Source organism: Paractinoplanes aksuensis (assembly GCF_024137025.1).
Classification (GTDB): domain Bacteria; phylum Actinomycetota; class Actinomycetes; order Mycobacteriales; family Micromonosporaceae; genus Actinoplanes; species Actinoplanes aksuensis.
On the sequence record NZ_JAMYJR010000047.1, the window covers coordinates 20,063 to 35,198 of the forward strand.

General features: G+C 71.0%; 12 protein-coding genes and 1 pseudogene. 6 read left to right on the top strand and 7 right to left on the bottom strand.

What is annotated here, in order from left to right:
• The first annotated feature begins 420 nt into the window (after positions 1-420).
• The 6 genes from pdhA (at position 421) to M1L60_RS38480 (ending at position 10,428) form a co-directional block, all read left to right on the top strand.
• Complete coding sequence (pdhA, locus tag M1L60_RS38455) at positions 421-1,560, top strand: pyruvate dehydrogenase (acetyl-transferring) E1 component subunit alpha (RefSeq protein WP_253242503.1); 1,140 nt, start codon at positions 421-423, stop codon at positions 1,558-1,560.
• Entirely contained in the window at positions 1,557-2,546 is a 990-nt protein-coding gene (locus tag M1L60_RS38460; RefSeq protein WP_253242558.1) for an alpha-ketoacid dehydrogenase subunit beta, read from the top strand. Before pdhA ends, M1L60_RS38460 begins: the two co-directional genes overlap by 4 nt.
• A gap of 5 nt (positions 2,547-2,551) precedes the next feature.
• On the top strand, positions 2,552-4,015 hold the full coding sequence (locus tag M1L60_RS38465) for a dihydrolipoamide acetyltransferase family protein (RefSeq protein WP_253242504.1): 1,464 nt from the start codon (positions 2,552-2,554) through the stop codon (positions 4,013-4,015).
• 167 nt (positions 4,016-4,182) lie between these two features.
• A complete protein-coding gene (locus M1L60_RS38470) occupies positions 4,183-4,323 on the top strand; it encodes a hypothetical protein (protein ID WP_221380868.1) in 141 nt (46 codons plus the stop codon).
• Positions 4,324-4,632: 309 nt separating this feature from the next.
• Positions 4,633-8,574 (top strand): LppU/SCO3897 family protein, encoded by a 3,942-nt coding sequence (locus M1L60_RS38475; RefSeq protein WP_253242505.1) that lies wholly within the window; start codon positions 4,633-4,635, stop codon positions 8,572-8,574.
• Positions 8,575-8,634: 60 nt separating this feature from the next.
• On the top strand, positions 8,635-10,428 hold the full coding sequence (locus M1L60_RS38480) for an NHL domain-containing thioredoxin family protein (protein ID WP_253242506.1): 1,794 nt from the start codon (positions 8,635-8,637) through the stop codon (positions 10,426-10,428).
• On the opposite strand, the gene M1L60_RS38485 is transcribed toward M1L60_RS38480, so the two are convergent.
• From M1L60_RS38485 to M1L60_RS38515, 7 genes and pseudogenes are all read right to left on the bottom strand, one after another.
• Positions 10,425-10,958 carry an ATP/GTP-binding protein gene (locus M1L60_RS38485; RefSeq protein WP_253242507.1) on the bottom strand — a complete coding sequence of 178 codons (534 nt, stop codon included), beginning with the start codon at positions 10,956-10,958 and terminating at the stop codon, positions 10,425-10,427. The genes M1L60_RS38480 and M1L60_RS38485 overlap by 4 nt on opposite strands.
• A 525-nt stretch (positions 10,959-11,483) precedes the next feature.
• Positions 11,484-12,326: a phosphotransferase enzyme family protein gene (locus M1L60_RS38490; protein ID WP_253242508.1), complete on the bottom strand. Its 843-nt coding sequence runs from the start codon at positions 12,324-12,326 to the stop codon at positions 11,484-11,486.
• 275 nt (positions 12,327-12,601) lie between these two features.
• A pseudogene (locus M1L60_RS38495) lies at positions 12,602-12,754 on the bottom strand (haloacid dehalogenase); the annotation flags it as partial.
• The gene (locus M1L60_RS38500; protein ID WP_253242509.1) at positions 12,751-12,942 is read right to left on the bottom strand and encodes a hypothetical protein; all 192 of its coding nucleotides are present in this window, start codon (positions 12,940-12,942) and stop codon (positions 12,751-12,753) included. The gene M1L60_RS38500 and the pseudogene M1L60_RS38495, both read right to left, overlap by 4 nt.
• On the bottom strand, positions 12,939-13,688 hold the full coding sequence (locus M1L60_RS38505) for a LamB/YcsF family protein (protein WP_253242559.1): 750 nt from the start codon (positions 13,686-13,688) through the stop codon (positions 12,939-12,941). The genes M1L60_RS38500 and M1L60_RS38505 overlap by 4 nt, the downstream gene beginning before the upstream one ends.
• The gene (locus tag M1L60_RS38510) at positions 13,684-14,508 is read right to left on the bottom strand and encodes a 5-oxoprolinase subunit C family protein (RefSeq protein WP_253242510.1); all 825 of its coding nucleotides are present in this window, start codon (positions 14,506-14,508) and stop codon (positions 13,684-13,686) included. Before M1L60_RS38510 ends, M1L60_RS38505 begins: the two co-directional genes overlap by 5 nt.
• On the bottom strand, positions 14,505-15,110 hold the full coding sequence (locus tag M1L60_RS38515; protein ID WP_253242511.1) for a 5-oxoprolinase subunit B family protein: 606 nt from the start codon (positions 15,108-15,110) through the stop codon (positions 14,505-14,507). Before M1L60_RS38515 ends, M1L60_RS38510 begins: the two co-directional genes overlap by 4 nt.
• Between the last annotated feature and the right edge of the window lie 26 nt (positions 15,111-15,136).

The window sequence follows — 15,136 nt, forward strand, 5'->3', positions numbered from 1 at the left end:
GCATCGACGGGCGCGGCCGGCTGCAATGATCAACACCGATCCGCCGTGGTCATGGGGGTGAACGACGCATGGGCATATCGGCAGCGGCGTAAAGGGGTCGTTCGTACGGTAGTGACCGTACGAAAGCCACTTAATTGGACAAATACGGGCACCGATATGACCGGAGAATTTCGCGACTGTGATCTCTCTGACCTGTAACGAGGCTCACGTTCTCTGTCAGGATGGGGACGACGGCACCGCCGCCGTCGCTCCCGCCGACCCAGCGGGGGCACGAGGTGGGGACCGTCACTCCCCGGCGGGGTCCAGGCCCCGGCCGAAACGTCGCGCGGCAACCTCACCAGGCCAGGCGCGGCGACCACCGGTCCGCCGCGCGGACGGGCGACACCCGTCGCGGGCGCAGAGATGAACAGGGAGACACGGATGGCAAACGGCGTGAGCGATGTGGGAGCTGACGCACCCGCAGGCGGTTTCGTCCAACTGCTGACCCCCGACGGTGAGCGCATCGACAGCGTCACCACCGCCGACGGCACGACCTATTCCGTCGACTTCACCGACGAGGAATACCGCAGCCTCTACCACGACCTGGTGACCGTCCGCCGCCTCGACGCCGAGGCCACCGCCCTGCAGCGCCAGGGCGAGCTGGGCATCTGGGCCAGCCTGCTGGGTCAGGAAGCGGCTCAGGTCGGTTCCGGTCGCGCCCTGCGCCCGCAGGACATGGCCTTCCCGACCTATCGCGAGCACGGCGTCCTCTACACCCGCGGCATCGACCCGATCATGCCGTTCGGCCTGTTCCGCGGCGTCGACCAGGGTGGCTGGGACGCCAACGAGCACCGCTTCAACGGCTACACCATCGTGATCGGCTCCCAGACCCTGCACGCGACCGGCTACGCCATGGGCGTGACCATGGACGGCAAGACCGGCACCCCCGACGGCGAGGCCGTGATCGCCTACTTCGGCGACGGCGCGACCAGCCAGGGCGAGGTCAACGAGGCGTTCGTCTGGGCCGGCGTCTTCAACGCCCCGATGGTCTTCTTCTGCCAGAACAACCAGTACGCCATCTCCGAGCCCCTCGAGCGGCAGACCCGCATCCCCCTCTACCGCCGGGCCGCCGGCTTCGGCTTCCCGGGCGTACGGATCGACGGCAACGACGTATTGGCCAGCTACGCGGTGACCCGGGCCGCGCTGGACAACGCGCGCAACGGCCAGGGCCCGACGCTGATCGAGGCCTACACCTACCGGATGGGCGCGCACACCAGCTCGGACGACCCGACGCGCTACCGCATCGCCAGCGAGGTCGAGTCGTGGAAGGCCAAGGACCCGATCTCGCGGCTCCGGGCCTTCCTGACCAAGCAGCAGCTGGCCGGCGACGACTTCTTCACCGCGGTCGACGAGTCGGCCAAGAAGCTCGCCCTCGACCTGCGGGAGCGTGTGCTCGCCATGCCCGACCCGCAGCCGGTGAGCATGTTCGACCACGCCTATCCGCACGGCTCGCCCGAGCTCGACGCGCAGCGCGCCGAGTTCGTCGAATACCACGCCTCGTTCGAGGGGAGCGACCACTGATGGCCGAGACTCTTACCTTGGGCAAAGCCCTGAATCACGGCCTGCGTCGCTCGCTGGAAGAGAACGACAAGGTCGTCATCATGGGCGAGGACGTCGGCAAGCTCGGCGGCGTCTTCCGCATCACCGACGGCCTGCAGAAAGACTTCGGCGAGGACCGGGTCATCGACACCCCGCTGGCCGAGGCCGGCATCGTCGGCACCGCGGTCGGCCTGGCCATCCGCGGCTACCGCCCGGTGTGCGAGATCCAGTTCGACGGCTTCGTCTTCCCGGCCTACAACCAGATCGTGGCCCAGGTGGCCAAGATGTTCTACCGCTCCAAGGGCAACGTGCGGCTGCCGATCGTCATCCGCATCCCCTTCGGCGGCGGCATCGGCGCGGTCGAGCACCACTCCGAGTCGCCCGAGGCGTACTTCGCGCACACCCCCGGCCTCAAGGTCGTGACCTGCTCCAACCCGTCCGACGCGTACACGATGATCCAGCAGGCGATCACCTCGGACGACCCGGTCGTGTTCTTCGAGCCGAAGCGCCGCTACTGGGAGAAGGGCGAGGTCGAGCTGGGCGCCGACCTGTCCGGGGCCGACCCCCTGCACGCGGCCCGGGTGGCCCGGGAGGGCGCGGACGCGACCCTCATCGCGTACGGGCCGATGGTTCGCACGGCCCTGGACGCGGCCACCGCCGCGGCCGAGGACGGACGCCACCTCGAGGTCATCGACCTGCGCTCGTTGTCGCCGGTCGACTACGAGACGATCTACGCCTCGGTCCGCAAGACCGGCCGGGCAATCGTGGTGCACGAGGCGCCGGGCAACATCGGTCTCGGGGCCGAACTGGCCGCGCGCATCTCGGAGCAGTGCTTCTATTCGCTCGAGGCGCCGGTGCTGCGGGTCACGGGCTACGACATCCCTTACCCGGCGGCCCGCGTCGAAGAGGAGTACCTGCCCGATCTCGACCGGGTGCTGGACGCCGTCGACCGTTCGTTCGGCTGGTGACGCCGATGTCACGGATCAAAGAGTTCAACCTGCCCGACCTCGGCGAGGGTCTGACCGAGGGCGAGATCCTGGCCTGGCTGGTCAAGGTGGGCGACACGGTCGAGCTGAACCAGCCCATCGTCGAGGTCGAGACGGCCAAGGCGGCGGTCGAGATCCCGGCCAAGTGGGGCGGGGTCATCTCGAAGATCTACGTCGAGGCCGGCACGACGGTCGAGGTCGGCGCGCCCATCGTGGCCATCGACACCGAACCGTCGGCCGGTCCGCTGCCCGAGGGACTGCCCACGCCGTCGGCCGAGTCGCTGGCCGCAGTCGAGATCGCGCCGGTCGAGGGTGCGGTCGAGCCGGGTCTGATCGGTGGTCCGGCTCCGGGCGGTCGCACGGCTGTGCTCGTGGGTTACGGGCCCAAGAACACCACTGCCAAAAGGCGACCCCGCGTCGGTACGCCGGGAGGCAGCGCGCCGACGACAGCCGTGGCTCCCGTGGCGACTCCACCTGCTACGCCCGTACCGGCTCCGCCCGTTGCACCGGCTCCACCTCCGGCGCCGGCTCCGTCCGCGGTGCCGGTCAACGCGCGCGTGCTGGCGAAACCACCGGTACGGAAGCTGGCCCGTGATCTCGGGGTCGACCTCACGGTGATCGTCGGCAGCGGGCCGCTCGGGTCGGTCACCCGGGACGACGTACACCAAGCCGCCGCAGGCGCGGTCGAAGCGCCCGCCGCGGCACCCGCGGTGACCGCCGCCCCGGCCGCGGCCGTGTTCGACGCGAGCCGCGAGCAGCGGATCCCGATCAAGGGCGTGCGCAAGCTCACGGCCGAGAACATGGTCGCCTCGGCCTTCACCGCGCCGCACGTCACGGAGTTCCTCACGATCGACGTGACCCGCACCATGAAGGCGCTCGAGAAGCTGAAGTCCCGGCGTGAGTTCCGCGACGTGCGGATCTCGCCGCTGCTGATGGTGGCCAAGGCCGTGCTGCTCGCGGTCCGGCGGCACCCGATGGTCAACTCGACCTGGTCCGGCGGGACCAACGAGATCGTCGTCAAGGAGTACGTGAACCTCGGCATCGCGGCGGCCACCGAGCGCGGCCTGATCGTCCCCAACATCAAGGACGCCGGACGCCTGAGCCTGCTCGAGCTGGCTGAGGCGCTCAACACACTGGTGCAGGTGGCGAAGTCCGGGAAGACCCCGCCATCCGACATGACGGGTGGGACCCTTTCCATCACAAATGTCGGAGTGTTCGGGGTGGATACGGGCACGCCGATCCTGCCCCCCGGCGAGTCGGCGATCCTGGCCTTCGGTGCCGTGCGGCCGATGCCCTGGGTGCACAAAGACAAGATCAAGGTGCGCCAGGTCACCACGCTCGCGCTCTCCTTCGACCATCGGATCGTCGACGGCGAGCTCGGGTCGAAGTTCTTGCGCGACATCGGCGACTTCCTCACCGACCCGGAGGGCGCCCTGCTGTCATGGACCTAATATTTCGTAGGCAACATTTTCTGTCGACCTACGATCGTTAGGCACGTGCGCAGCGTCACCCCCTAAATCGTTGGCAGCTCGTCCCGTGGAAGAGCACAATGGAGACACACCACGGGACGAGCACCACGATGGGCCGGCGATCCCGGCCCGAGGGAAGTGACTGAGTAATGAGCAGCATCGTCGACCGCGTTCGCCAGCGCCGGTTGATCAACCGTCAGAACCGCGCCATCGACCGGGCCTGGATGACCGCGCCCACGCAGTCGATGCGCGATGAGATCGCCATCTTCGCCCAGCGCCGGCACTTCTGACGTCAACGGCGCCACAGCCCGTCCGGAACCCCCTCCGGACGGGCTGTTTGCTTTCCCGTCTGCTTTCGCGACATTCTCGAAGATCGGTTCACAGGTTCCCCTCCCTGGCGTACGCCGGGATTCCTCAGCACGCCATCGCCCGGTACGGTGGGGCACGGTCATCGAGCCGGCTCGGCCGGTCGGCGCGAGACCGGGGCTCCGACCCGCGAGCGGCGCCCCGCACGGCCTGGCCTCAGAGCTGGGCACGACGCCGGTGAACACCGGCGTCCGTGCAGAGCTGGCACGGCCGCACGAAACGAGGAGGCGCTCATGACGTCCGAGGGGCACTACGCCGGTTCCCAACCGGCCGAGGCCACGTCGGGCGGTCCGACGCCGGAGGGTTTCCCGCCGGACACCGACGGTCAGCGGATCTCCGGCCGGGCTTCGGCCCCGCCGCCCGCCGAAGGTTTCCCCAGCTCTTACGGCCCGCCGCCGCAAGCCACGCCCAACGGTGGTTCACCGTTCGTGGTTCCCGCCGTGCCCACGTTCGGTCAGGGCCCCGACGGCCCGCGCCCGGCCGCCGGCACCTCGTACGGCTCGGCCCGGGTGCCCGCGCCCGACGAGGGCAACAGCCTTCCGCAGCGCAACCCGGCCCCCGCGCCCTCCGCCGAGGGTGGTGGGCTGCCGCAGCGTGGCGCCGCTTCCCCGTTCGGTTCCGTGGCGCCCGGTGAGGCCGGCGACCACGGCTCCCCCTTCGGCCCGTCGCCCGCCTTCGGGGCGCCGCCGTCCGAGGCCGCTCCGGCCGAGCAGCCGCAGTCCGTCTGGGGTCCGCCACCGGCCGCCCCGCCGGCCCGGCAGCCGCTAGAACAGAACTTCATCCAGCGTCCCGGGGCCCCACTGCCGCAGCGCAACGCCAACCCGGTGAGCGTCGACGGGGTCGACGGCTTCGACGGGTTCGCCGCCGCGGCCACGCGCAACCAGGCCGCCGAGGAGCGTCCGCCGTCCGCCGGCGAGCCGGTCGACCCGGCCACCGGTCGCCCGCCCGGCGTCTCGGCGTTCGGCGCCCAGCGCGTCCGCGTGCCCGGCGCCACCCTCACCGGCCTGCCCGACGCGCCGCCGCCGGCCCGGACGGGCGAGAGCGGTGGGTTCCCGCTGCGGGGGGCACCGACCGGTGCGCCCGGTGGCACGGCCTTCCCGACCCGTCGGGGCGACAGCGGCGGCTTCCCGCTGCGGGGCACGCCCGGCAGCGAGGGTGAGCAGGCCCAGCCCGCGGCCGCGACACCGTCCGGCGAACTGCCGGTCCGGGGTCAGCAGGCGCCGTCCGGTGAGCTGCCGGTCCGCGGCCAGCAGGCGCCGTTCAGCCCGCCCGCCGCGGCCAACGGCTTCAGCGCGTTCAGCTCGGCGCCGGGCGCGGCTGAGCAGGCTCCGCATCCGTACGGTCGTCCCGAGCCCTTCGCCGACCCGTTCGGCCGCGCGCCCGAGAGTGGCCCGGCCGCTCCGAGCGAGCCGGCCCGCGAGGGTGAGCCCGAGCGTGGAGGGCTGCCCGATCCGTTCGGCCGCACCTCCGGCGAGGGCGCGGCCCCGGCCTCGACCAGCCCGTTCGGTCCGTCCGGGGATGGGCCGTCGGTGTTCGGCTCGGCTCGTCCGGGTGCGGCTTTCGGCGCGTCCGAGAACGGCTCCGGCGCTGGCCAGCAGAACGATGGCGCGGCCTTCGGGTCGGCACGCGCTTCGGCCTTCGGCTCGGCTGCTCCTTCTTCGGACAACGAGTCGGGCGCTTTCGGGTCGGCTCGGCCTGCTTCGCCGTACGGCCAGCCTGAGGGTGGGTCGGCTCCGGGCAGTGGTGGGCCGGCATTTGGCTCCGCTCGCCCGTCCGGCAACGACTCCGGCGCCTTCGGGTCGGCTCGGCCCGCGTCTCCGTTCGGTTCGGCTGAGGGCGACTCCGCTCCCGGCAGCGGCGGGCCGGCCTTCGGCTCCGCGCGCCCAGGGGCGTACGGCGAGTCGGCTCCCGGCAGCGGCGAGCCGGCTTTCGGCTCCGCACGTCCCTCCAGCAATGACTCCGGCGCCTTCGGCTCGGCCCGGCCCGGCTCCCCGTCCGGCTCGGCGGAGGGCGACTCCCCGTCGGCCGCGGCCGGTAGCGGCGAGTCGGCCTTCGGCTCCGCCCGCCCGGGTGCTTACGGCCAAGCCGGGGGCGACGCGGCTCCCGGCAGCAGCGGATCCGCTTTTGGCTCCGCGCGCCCGTCCGGCAACGACTCCGGCGCCTTCGGGTCGGCTCGGCCTGCTTCGCCGTTCGGTTCGGCTGAGGGCGACTCCGAGCAGGCGAGTGCTTACGGGTCCGCTCGGCCCGCTTCGCCGTACGGGCAGCCTGAGGGTGGCTCGGCTCCCGGCAGCGGTGGGCCCGCTTTCGGCTCGGCCCGGCCCGGCTCTCCGTACGGTTCGGCTGAGGGCGACTCCGCTCCCGGCAGCGGCGGACCGGCCTTCGGCTCCGCCCGGCCCGGTGCGTACGGCCAGTCTGAAAGCGACTCCGGCGCGTTCGGCTCGGCCCGGCCTGCATCTCCGTACGGCCAGCCTGAGGGCGACTCGCGGCCCGGGTCTCCGTACGGCCAGCCCGAGGGTGACTCCGACCAGGCGGCTCCCGGCAGTGGCGGGCCCGCTTTCGGCTCGGCCCGGCCCGGCTCTCCGTTCGGCTCGGCTGAGGGCGACTCCGCTCCCGGCAGCGGCGGACCGGCCTTCGGCTCCGCCCGGCCCGGTGCGTACGGCCAGCCCGACGGCGAATCGGGTGACTCCCGCCCGACCTACGGCTCGGCGCGCCCGGCGTCGCCGTTCGGTGACGACGACGCACAGGCGTCCTCCCCGTTCGGGGTGCGGCGTGAGCCCGGCGCCTCGTTCGGTGCCGCGTCTCCCTTCGGCCCGGCGAGCGACGAGCAGCCCAGCGGTGACTTCGGCCGGCCGGAGCAGTCCGACGACAACCCGGGCTACCCGCAGCGGGTGCCCGGCGCCGCGCTCGGTGCTCTGGGTTCGCCGGCCGCCGCCGTTCCGGCGCCGCGCGACCCGGCCGAGAACCCGCCCGCCGTCGGCTCGGCCCGGCCCGTCGCCGCGAGCGCGTCGGTGCCCACGGCCAGCCGTACCGCGCCGGTCGAGGCGTCCGAGATCCCGCCGGCCGCCGCCGCGCCGCAGGCCCGGGTCTACGGTCGTCCAGCACCGGTCGAGGACGCCGCCGACCAGCCCGCGGACGAGCCGTCGCGCGACGCCGACCAGGGCTTCGGGGCGTTCGGCGCCGATTCACCGTTCGGCCCGCGTCCGGGCGACGACCGGCCCGCGCTGCCTGCGGGCGGATTCGGCTCCCCGGCGTACCCGAACGCTTCGAACGACCCGAACGCGCCCGGCAGCGAACCGGGTGTGCCCGGTGTCGCCCCGCAGTCGCCGGCTCGGGCCACCGCCCGGGCTTCGGCCAGTGCGCGCGTCGCCCCGGCCGGTGGCCCCGGCAACCCGCCGACCGGCATGTCGGCCGCACCGGCCCTGCCCGGCGCGGCGCCCGAGCCCGCGCCGCCCGGCTCGCCCTACTCGGATCGTCCGGCCCCGCCCGGGCCGCGGCCCGGCGAGCCGTACAGCGAGCTGACCACCGACATCGCGGGCCGCGAGCAGCAGCCCTACGTGCCGGCGCCGGCCCTGCCGCCGATGCCTCCGGGCCTCAACGGTTCGGACCCGGCGACCCAGCCGCGGGGCAGCGCCTATGGTTCGGGGCAGTCGCCGAACGGCTTCGGCCCGCAGGACCCGTTCGGTCCCGGTCCGCAGTCACCGGGCGGCTTCGGTCCCGACAACTCGTTCCCCGGGGCGACCAACCGCGCCACGGTGACGCCGCCGACGCCGGAAGAGACGACCAGCTGGCCCGGCGTCGAGGTCGACCAGGGCCGGTTCGACAGCTTCAAGGCCGAGACCGACCCGGCCCCGGCCAAGCCCGAGACGCCGCACGTCCGTCTGCTGCCGATCATGATCGCGGTCGTGGTGGCGGCCGGTCTGATCCTCGGTGTCGTGTTCGGCATCGTCTATCTGGTGGCCGGCGGCGAGGACAAGTCGCTGTCGGTGATCCAGGGCGAGTGCGTGAAGCGCGAGGGCGAGTCGGCCGTCAAGTCGGAGTGTTCCGACGCCACGTCGTTCCAGGTGGTGTCCATTGTGGCCGACAAGTCGGAGTGCGCCGACCCGCAGCAGCCGCACGTGATCAACAAGACCGCGGATGGCAAGGACCAGGTCCTCTGCCTCAAGCCGAACTCCTGACGCTGTCATCCTGACCACCTTCGTGCCGTACCGGACCAACCGGTGCGGCACGATGGTGCGATGACTGCACGTGTGCGCGCGCCTGAACTGCGGGGCCGGGGCTGGCTCAACACCGGCGGCAAGGACCTGACGCTCGCCGACCTGCACGGCAAGATCGTCATCCTCGACTTCTGGACGTACGGCTGCATCAACTGCCTGCACGTTCTCGACGAGCTGCGCCCGCTGGAGCAGAAGTACGGCGACGCCGTCGTCATGATCGGCGTCCACTCGCCCAAGTTCCAGCACGAGCGTGACCACGCCGCGCTGGCCGCCGCGGTCGAGCGCTACGGCGTGCATCACCCGGTGGTCGACGACGCCGACATGCACCTCTGGCAGCAGTACGCGGCCAAGGCGTGGCCCACCCTGGCCGTGATCGACCCGACCGGCTACCTGGTCGCCTCGATGGCCGGCGAGGGTCACGCCGAGGGCCTGTCACGGCTGGTCGACGAGCTGATCATCAAGCACACGGCAGACGGCACGCTGCACCGCGGCGACGGCCCGTACGTTCCTCCGCCCGCCGCCGAGACCGTCTTCCGCTTTCCCGGCAAGGCGATCGAACTACCCGGCGGTCACCTGCTGGTCAGCGACACCGCCCGCCACTCGGTGGTCGAGGTCGAGGCCGACGGCGAGACCCTGGTCCGCCGGTTCGGCAGCGGCAAGCGCGGCGCCCCGTTCAGCGAGCCCCAGGGCCTGCTCCTGCTGCCGGCCGAGGTCGCCGCGGTGGCCGGCTACGACGTCGTGGTGGCCGACACGGTAAACCACCAGCTGCGCGGCCTGCGCCTGGCCGACGGCGAGATCACCCTGATCGCCGGCTCGGGCCGCCCGTGGCGCTCGGCCGTGGACGAGCACGCGCACGACGCCCTGGCCACCGACCTCTCGTCCCCGTGGGACGTCGCCTGGTTCGACGACCGCGTCATCATCGCGATGGCCGGCATCCACGAGCTGTGGTGGTTCGACCCGATCAAGCGCACCGTCGGCGTCTACGCCGGCACCACTGTCGAATCCCTGCGCGACGGTCCGATCCCCGACGTGTGGATGGCCCAGCCGTCCGGCCTGTCCGTCGGTGGCGACCGCCTGTGGATAGCCGACAGCGAGACGTCGGCCCTGCGCTACATCGAGCGCGGCATCCTGCACACCGCCGTCGGCCAGGGCCTGTTCGACTTCGGCCACATCGACGGCCCCGCCAAAGAGGCCCTCTTCCAGCACCCGCTGGGCGTGGCCGCCCTCCCCGACGGCTCGGTCCTGATCGCCGACACCTACAACGGCGCCGTCCGCCGCTTCGACCCCCGGACCGACGAGGTCTCCACCGTCGACTCCGGTCTCGCCGAACCCAGCGACGTCCTGGTCACGACCGCAAGCGAAGTCCTGGTCGTCGAATCCGGCGCCCACCGCCTGACCCGCCTGGCCCCCGGCGCCGTCCGCACCGTGACCGGCGAGCGCCACCGCACCGAACGCCCGGCCAGCCCCGTGGCTCCCGGCCCGCTGACCCTGGACATCGTGTTCACACCCGCACCCGGCCAAAAACTCGACAACCAGTTCGGCCCCTCGACCCGGCTGGAGGTCTCGGCTTCCCCACCCGAACTGTTGCTGGAGGGCGCAGGCCAGACCACCGACCTGTCCCGCCCCCTGGTGATCAACCCGGACGTCCCCGAGGGCATCCTCCAGGTCGTGGCCCAGGCCGCCACCTGCGACGTGGACGTCGAGTTCGCCGCCTGCCACCTGACCCGCCAGGACTGGGGCGTCCCTATCGTGGTCACTCCCAACGGCCCCACCCGCCTGCCCCTGATCCTGCGCGGCCTGGACGACGAGGCCTAGCTGTTCTTCAGCGCGGCGATTACACCCTCCACGCGACCGTCGACCGATCCGCTGAGCTCCAGCACGGGCACGTCCTCCCAGGCGCCCAGCGGGTCGTCGTAGACCAATTCGACCAGCGCGTCGTTCATCCGAGCCCGCAGACCGGGCAGCTCGGCGGCGGGCAACATCCGCTCGGTCTCGGGTGTGATCACGGTGATGACCAGCAGATCGAGGCTCGCAAAGGCCGGCCGCAACAGCTCCCCGTCGAGTTCCTCCGAGAGATCCGCGCCGCCCGCAGCCAGATAGGCGAGGTAGTCCAACGGCGTCCGGTCAAAGACCACCCCCGAGCCCGCCGACCGCAGACTCCGCGCCGACCGCCCCACCAACGCCCGATAGTCCTCCCGCGACGGCGGGAACTGAAACTCGTACCCCTCCGCCTCGAGCAGGTAATACGGCTCTTCCACCCCGACGTGCCCCGGCAGCCGTGCAGTCAGCGCCTCAACCAGCGTCGTCTTCCCGGTCCCGTGCGTACCGGAAATCCCCACCCGCATAAGAACTCCCGCCCACTCAGAGCCTCAGAAAATCGGCCAACCGCAGGTCGGCGCCCCGCGCGTTGTCCATTCTCTGCCTGTCCACAGGCACCACCACACGAGCCCGCCCATTCCGGGACAACCACTCCCCCTGAGCCGGTATTCGGTCGGGGTGTAGCTGCGTCGTCATGGCCTGGGGCATTGGTTCGGCGGCGCCGCGCGTTCTAGCTGGTGGGGGGCGGGCGCATCATCGTCAAGCGGACTCCGCGGGGCCACCAGCGTGTTGGTTCGAGCCAGTTGTTTCGAGGATTCGGGCCTGGGGATTGTCTGCGCGGACACCGCTCGGCCCCAGCAACGCGGTCTGGGGACACTTGGCCGGCACCGCTGGCCGCAATCTTCGCGAGAACCGGCACCACTTGCAGATCATGACCGCCCGGCGGCGCCAACGGGCCCCTCAGTATCCCAGTCACGCTGCGTGCAAAAGATCACGAAGCCACTCTGAGCTTGGACGCGCTGATCTAGCCGATGTCAGGACGCGCTCTATGGTCAGCGAACGTCAGCGGAGGCCAATTCCTGCCCGGCCCGGTGGATCAGACCCGCGACTCTTGAATTCTGCTTCCTCCGTTGATTCCACTCGGCGGACGCGAGGGCGCGGATGACTGTGAAGAAAGGAATCAGCCGGTCGAAGGCCTCACGTTCCTGGTCGGAAGGCCGGTAACCGTGGAGAACGCCTGAGGTCAGGAGCGGGTCGTCAAGATGGAGTGCGGCCAGGTCCATAGCGGCGTCACCCGGCCCAAGATCGTGCAAGTCGATGAGATGTACGGCGCCTCCGTCGTCGACGAGGAAGTGTTCGGGCCTGGCGTCGAAGAGCATCAGCTCTCCCGTGCGCCTTGTCAGTACCGGTCGCAGCGTCTGGTGCCAGCGCCTCAGACGTTCGGCTTCTGCTGGCGTGCCGCCATTCTGTGGCCACCAGTTCATCACGTCGGCCAGCCAGCTGGCGATCCATGCGTCGATGCTGGGCTGGCCAGAGAAGGGCGCTGAGGCGCCAAGTCGATGGACGCGTCGCAGGAGGCGACCGGCTTCCTGCTGGGCAGACAGCGGGCTGGTGTTGGTCAGGGCTTGTCCTTCGGTCCATGACAGGATCAAAACTGCAGGCTCGCCCGGAAGGTGAGCGAGGACGTGCGGCACGGGAAGTCCTGCCGACGCCAGCTTCTCGATTGCCGCGACTTCCGGGCTAAAGGCATCGGCGGTGACGTCGGCTTTCAACACGGCTGTTTCGTCAACACCGTCGAGGCGGGCAACGATCCGCTCCGGGCGTTCCACGAGAACGCTGGTCTCCGTCGTGATATAGCCGGCCCGAGCGGCCAAAGCGACGGGATCGAACCACATAACCCGCTACGTTACCGACGAGCCTCTCGGCCATCCCGACAGAACCGATCTAGGCGTGGACGACGCGTCGTTGCTTGCCGCACTGATCTGGCAGACAAGGCGTGCCTTGTCTGCGATACCCATCACCGTGCGTAAACGGTGAGGCCAGCCCGACTACGCCTGAGCGGATCTCGCTGGGGCGGAGCTCAAACTGGCGAACATCGAAATCGGCGAGATCTCGATGGTGCCGAAACTCAGCGACATCTGGTGCCCGAACTCGCGAACAAAACCACCTGCGGCATGGCGACGCCCTCAACGTCGAGTAGTGCGACCAGCTCTGCGGCCACGCGCGGCGCCGGGTATCCAGCAAAGATCGAGCACACCGGCCCGTCGAAATCCAGAAGCAATGGCCCTGCGCCGACCAGGTCGGCGAGCTCAGGCCGGCTCACGAGCGGTACTCGCGGGCGACGCTGTTCCACATTGAGTCGAACCACAGACGTGCGGCAAGTTCCTGCACCTGGTCAACGATGCCGTCTGCTGCCCGCTTCCGGACAGCAGGGTCGTCGCCGCCCGTTGCGGCCAGCGCCGGCAGGGCCATGGGTACCGACATGTTACAGATCACGTTGGGGATCTTCACGTGAACGGCGCGACTACCAAGTCTGCGGCGGCTAACCCGTTTCGGACTCGGGAGGCCAGGTCCACGGCGCCGGGGGTGTCGCCGTGGACGCAGATCGAGGCCACCGGCGTCGGTACCAAGGCGCCGTCGGGGGCCTCCACGACCTGGTCGACTGCCATGCGTACGGCCCGGGTCACGACCTTGTCCGGGTCGTGCAGCACTGCGCCCGGCAGTGAGCGGGGCATCAGCGTCCCGTCCGCGCGGTAGCCCCGGTCGGCGAAACCCTCACCCACGGCCTTGAGGCCCGCAGATGCCGCGATCCCGGCCAGCACCGACCCGGGCTGGCAGAGCACCGGCAGCGTCGAGTCGTACGCAACGACGGCGGCCACCACCGCACTGGCCTGGCCCTCGTCGACGGCCGCCGTGTTGTAGAGCGCCCCATGCGGCTTCACATAAGCCACCCGACCACCGGCCACCCGGCAGAATGCCTCCAGCGCCCCGATCTGGTACAGAATGTCGTCCCGAAGCTCGTCAACCTCATAGTCGATGCGGCGGCGTCCGAAGCCGGCCAGGTCCCGATAGCCGACCTGCGCGCCGATGGCGACCGAGCGGTCGACCGCCGCGCCGCAGATGCGGTGCATCGTGGACGGGTCGCCGGCGTGGAAGCCGCAGGCCACGTTGGCTGAGGTCACGATGCCGAGCAGGGCCTCGTCGTCGCCCAGGGGCCAGCGGCCGAAGCCCTCACCGAGGTCGGCGTTCAGGTCAATGGAGCTCACGGAACCGCACCGTACTCCCCGGGCGGGCCTGCGCGAGCGGGGTCACGTCGTCCACCACCCCGATGACCGGGTAGCCCCCGGTGGTCGGATGGTCGGCCAGGAAGATCAGCGGCTGCCCGTCGGCCGGCACCTGGATCGCCCCGAGCACGACGCCTTCCGAAGCCAGTTCCCCGGGTACGCCGCGGGTCAGTGCAGCCCCGGTCAGTCGGCAGCCGACCCGGTTGCTCATGGGGCTGACCTGGTATTCATTCTCGAACAGCTCGCGGCCGGAGAACCAGTCGTCCCGCGGCCCGAGCCACACACCCAGCGTGAGCTGATCAACGATGTCGCCGGGTGAGTCGGCCACGAACAGCGCGCTCGACGAGCCGATCGGCAGTGCCATTCCGTTGGCCAGCTTGGGCGGCCCCAGACCGGAGAGGGTGTCGGTCGAGCGGCTGCCCAGCACCGGCTCGATGTCGATGCCCCCGGCCACGGCCACATAGGACCGCACACCCCGGGCTGCTCGACCCACGTCGAGTACCGAGCCCGCCCCGACCTCGATCACCCTGGCCGAGGTCAGCACCTTGTCGACCTTCACGTCGGCGGGGGCGCCGGCCACCGCCACCCGGGCCGGCTCGTCGAAACGGAGTGCGCACCCGAGCAGCGTGGTCTCCAGCCCGGCCGCGGTCGACGAATTGCCGACCAGGGTGTTCGCGTGCCGCAGGGCCCGTTGATCGAGGGCGCCGGAGCGGGGGACGCCGAGGTGGGCGTACCCGGGACGCCCTTGATCCTGGATGGTGGTCAGCGGGCCGGCCCGCACGACCGTGATCACGCCGGCACCAGGCGGACGCGGGTGCCCGGGCCGAGGCGGGCCGGGGGCTCATGGCGTACGTCGAAAAGGGTTTCCGACGTTCGGCCGACCAGCCGCCAACCGCCCGGAGAAGCCGTCGGGTAGATGCCGCAGTAGTCGCCGGCCAGTGCGACCGAGCCCGCCGGCACCCGCGGCCGCGGAGCGTCGAGCCGCGGAACCCCGAACTTTTCCCCAAGCCCCCGCATGTAGGCGAAACCGGGCGCGAACCCGCTGAAGGCCACGGTGAACTGGGTCGATACGAGAAGTTCGATCGCCGCCGGCACCGACCGATTCCACATCCGCGCCACGTCGGGCAGATCTTCGCCGTCGAACTCTGTGGCGATCTCGACCAACGGCCCCTGATCTGGGGAAACGGGGTCCGGCGCGGGCCACGTGGCCAGCTCCCGGGCCAGGCCGGGCTCGACGCCGTCGAGCAGCACAGTGGTCGCCCCGGGCACGATGTCGGTCACCCGCAGCTCGCCGGCTTCACGCCGCCGCCACAATTCGCCGCGCCATGCTTCGACCTGTTCACTGTCGCGACACTCGATCAACAGTGCCGACGCGCCGGCCCGCCGTACTCTCATGACCACCATCGTGCCAGTGAAGAGAT

What these genes read in the sequence shown, in the direction of transcription:
- pdhA (WP_253242503.1), top strand. Translation starts at nt 421, where the DNA reads ATGGCAAACGGCGTGAGCGATGTGGGAGCTGACGCACCCGCAGGCGGT.
- M1L60_RS38465 (WP_253242504.1), top strand. Translation starts at nt 2,552, where the DNA reads ATGTCACGGATCAAAGAGTTCAACCTGCCCGACCTCGGCGAGGGTCTG.
- M1L60_RS38470 (WP_221380868.1), top strand. Translation starts at nt 4,183, where the DNA reads ATGAGCAGCATCGTCGACCGCGTTCGCCAGCGCCGGTTGATCAACCGT.
- M1L60_RS38475 (WP_253242505.1), top strand. Translation starts at nt 4,633, where the DNA reads ATGACGTCCGAGGGGCACTACGCCGGTTCCCAACCGGCCGAGGCCACG.
- M1L60_RS38480 (WP_253242506.1), top strand. Translation starts at nt 8,635, where the DNA reads ATGACTGCACGTGTGCGCGCGCCTGAACTGCGGGGCCGGGGCTGGCTC.
- M1L60_RS38485 (WP_253242507.1), bottom strand. Translation starts at nt 10,958, where the DNA reads ATGCGGGTGGGGATTTCCGGTACGCACGGGACCGGGAAGACGACGCTG.
- M1L60_RS38490 (WP_253242508.1), bottom strand. Translation starts at nt 12,326, where the DNA reads ATGTGGTTCGATCCCGTCGCTTTGGCCGCTCGGGCCGGCTATATCACG.
- M1L60_RS38515 (WP_253242511.1), bottom strand. Translation starts at nt 15,110, where the DNA reads ATGAGAGTACGGCGGGCCGGCGCGTCGGCACTGTTGATCGAGTGTCGC.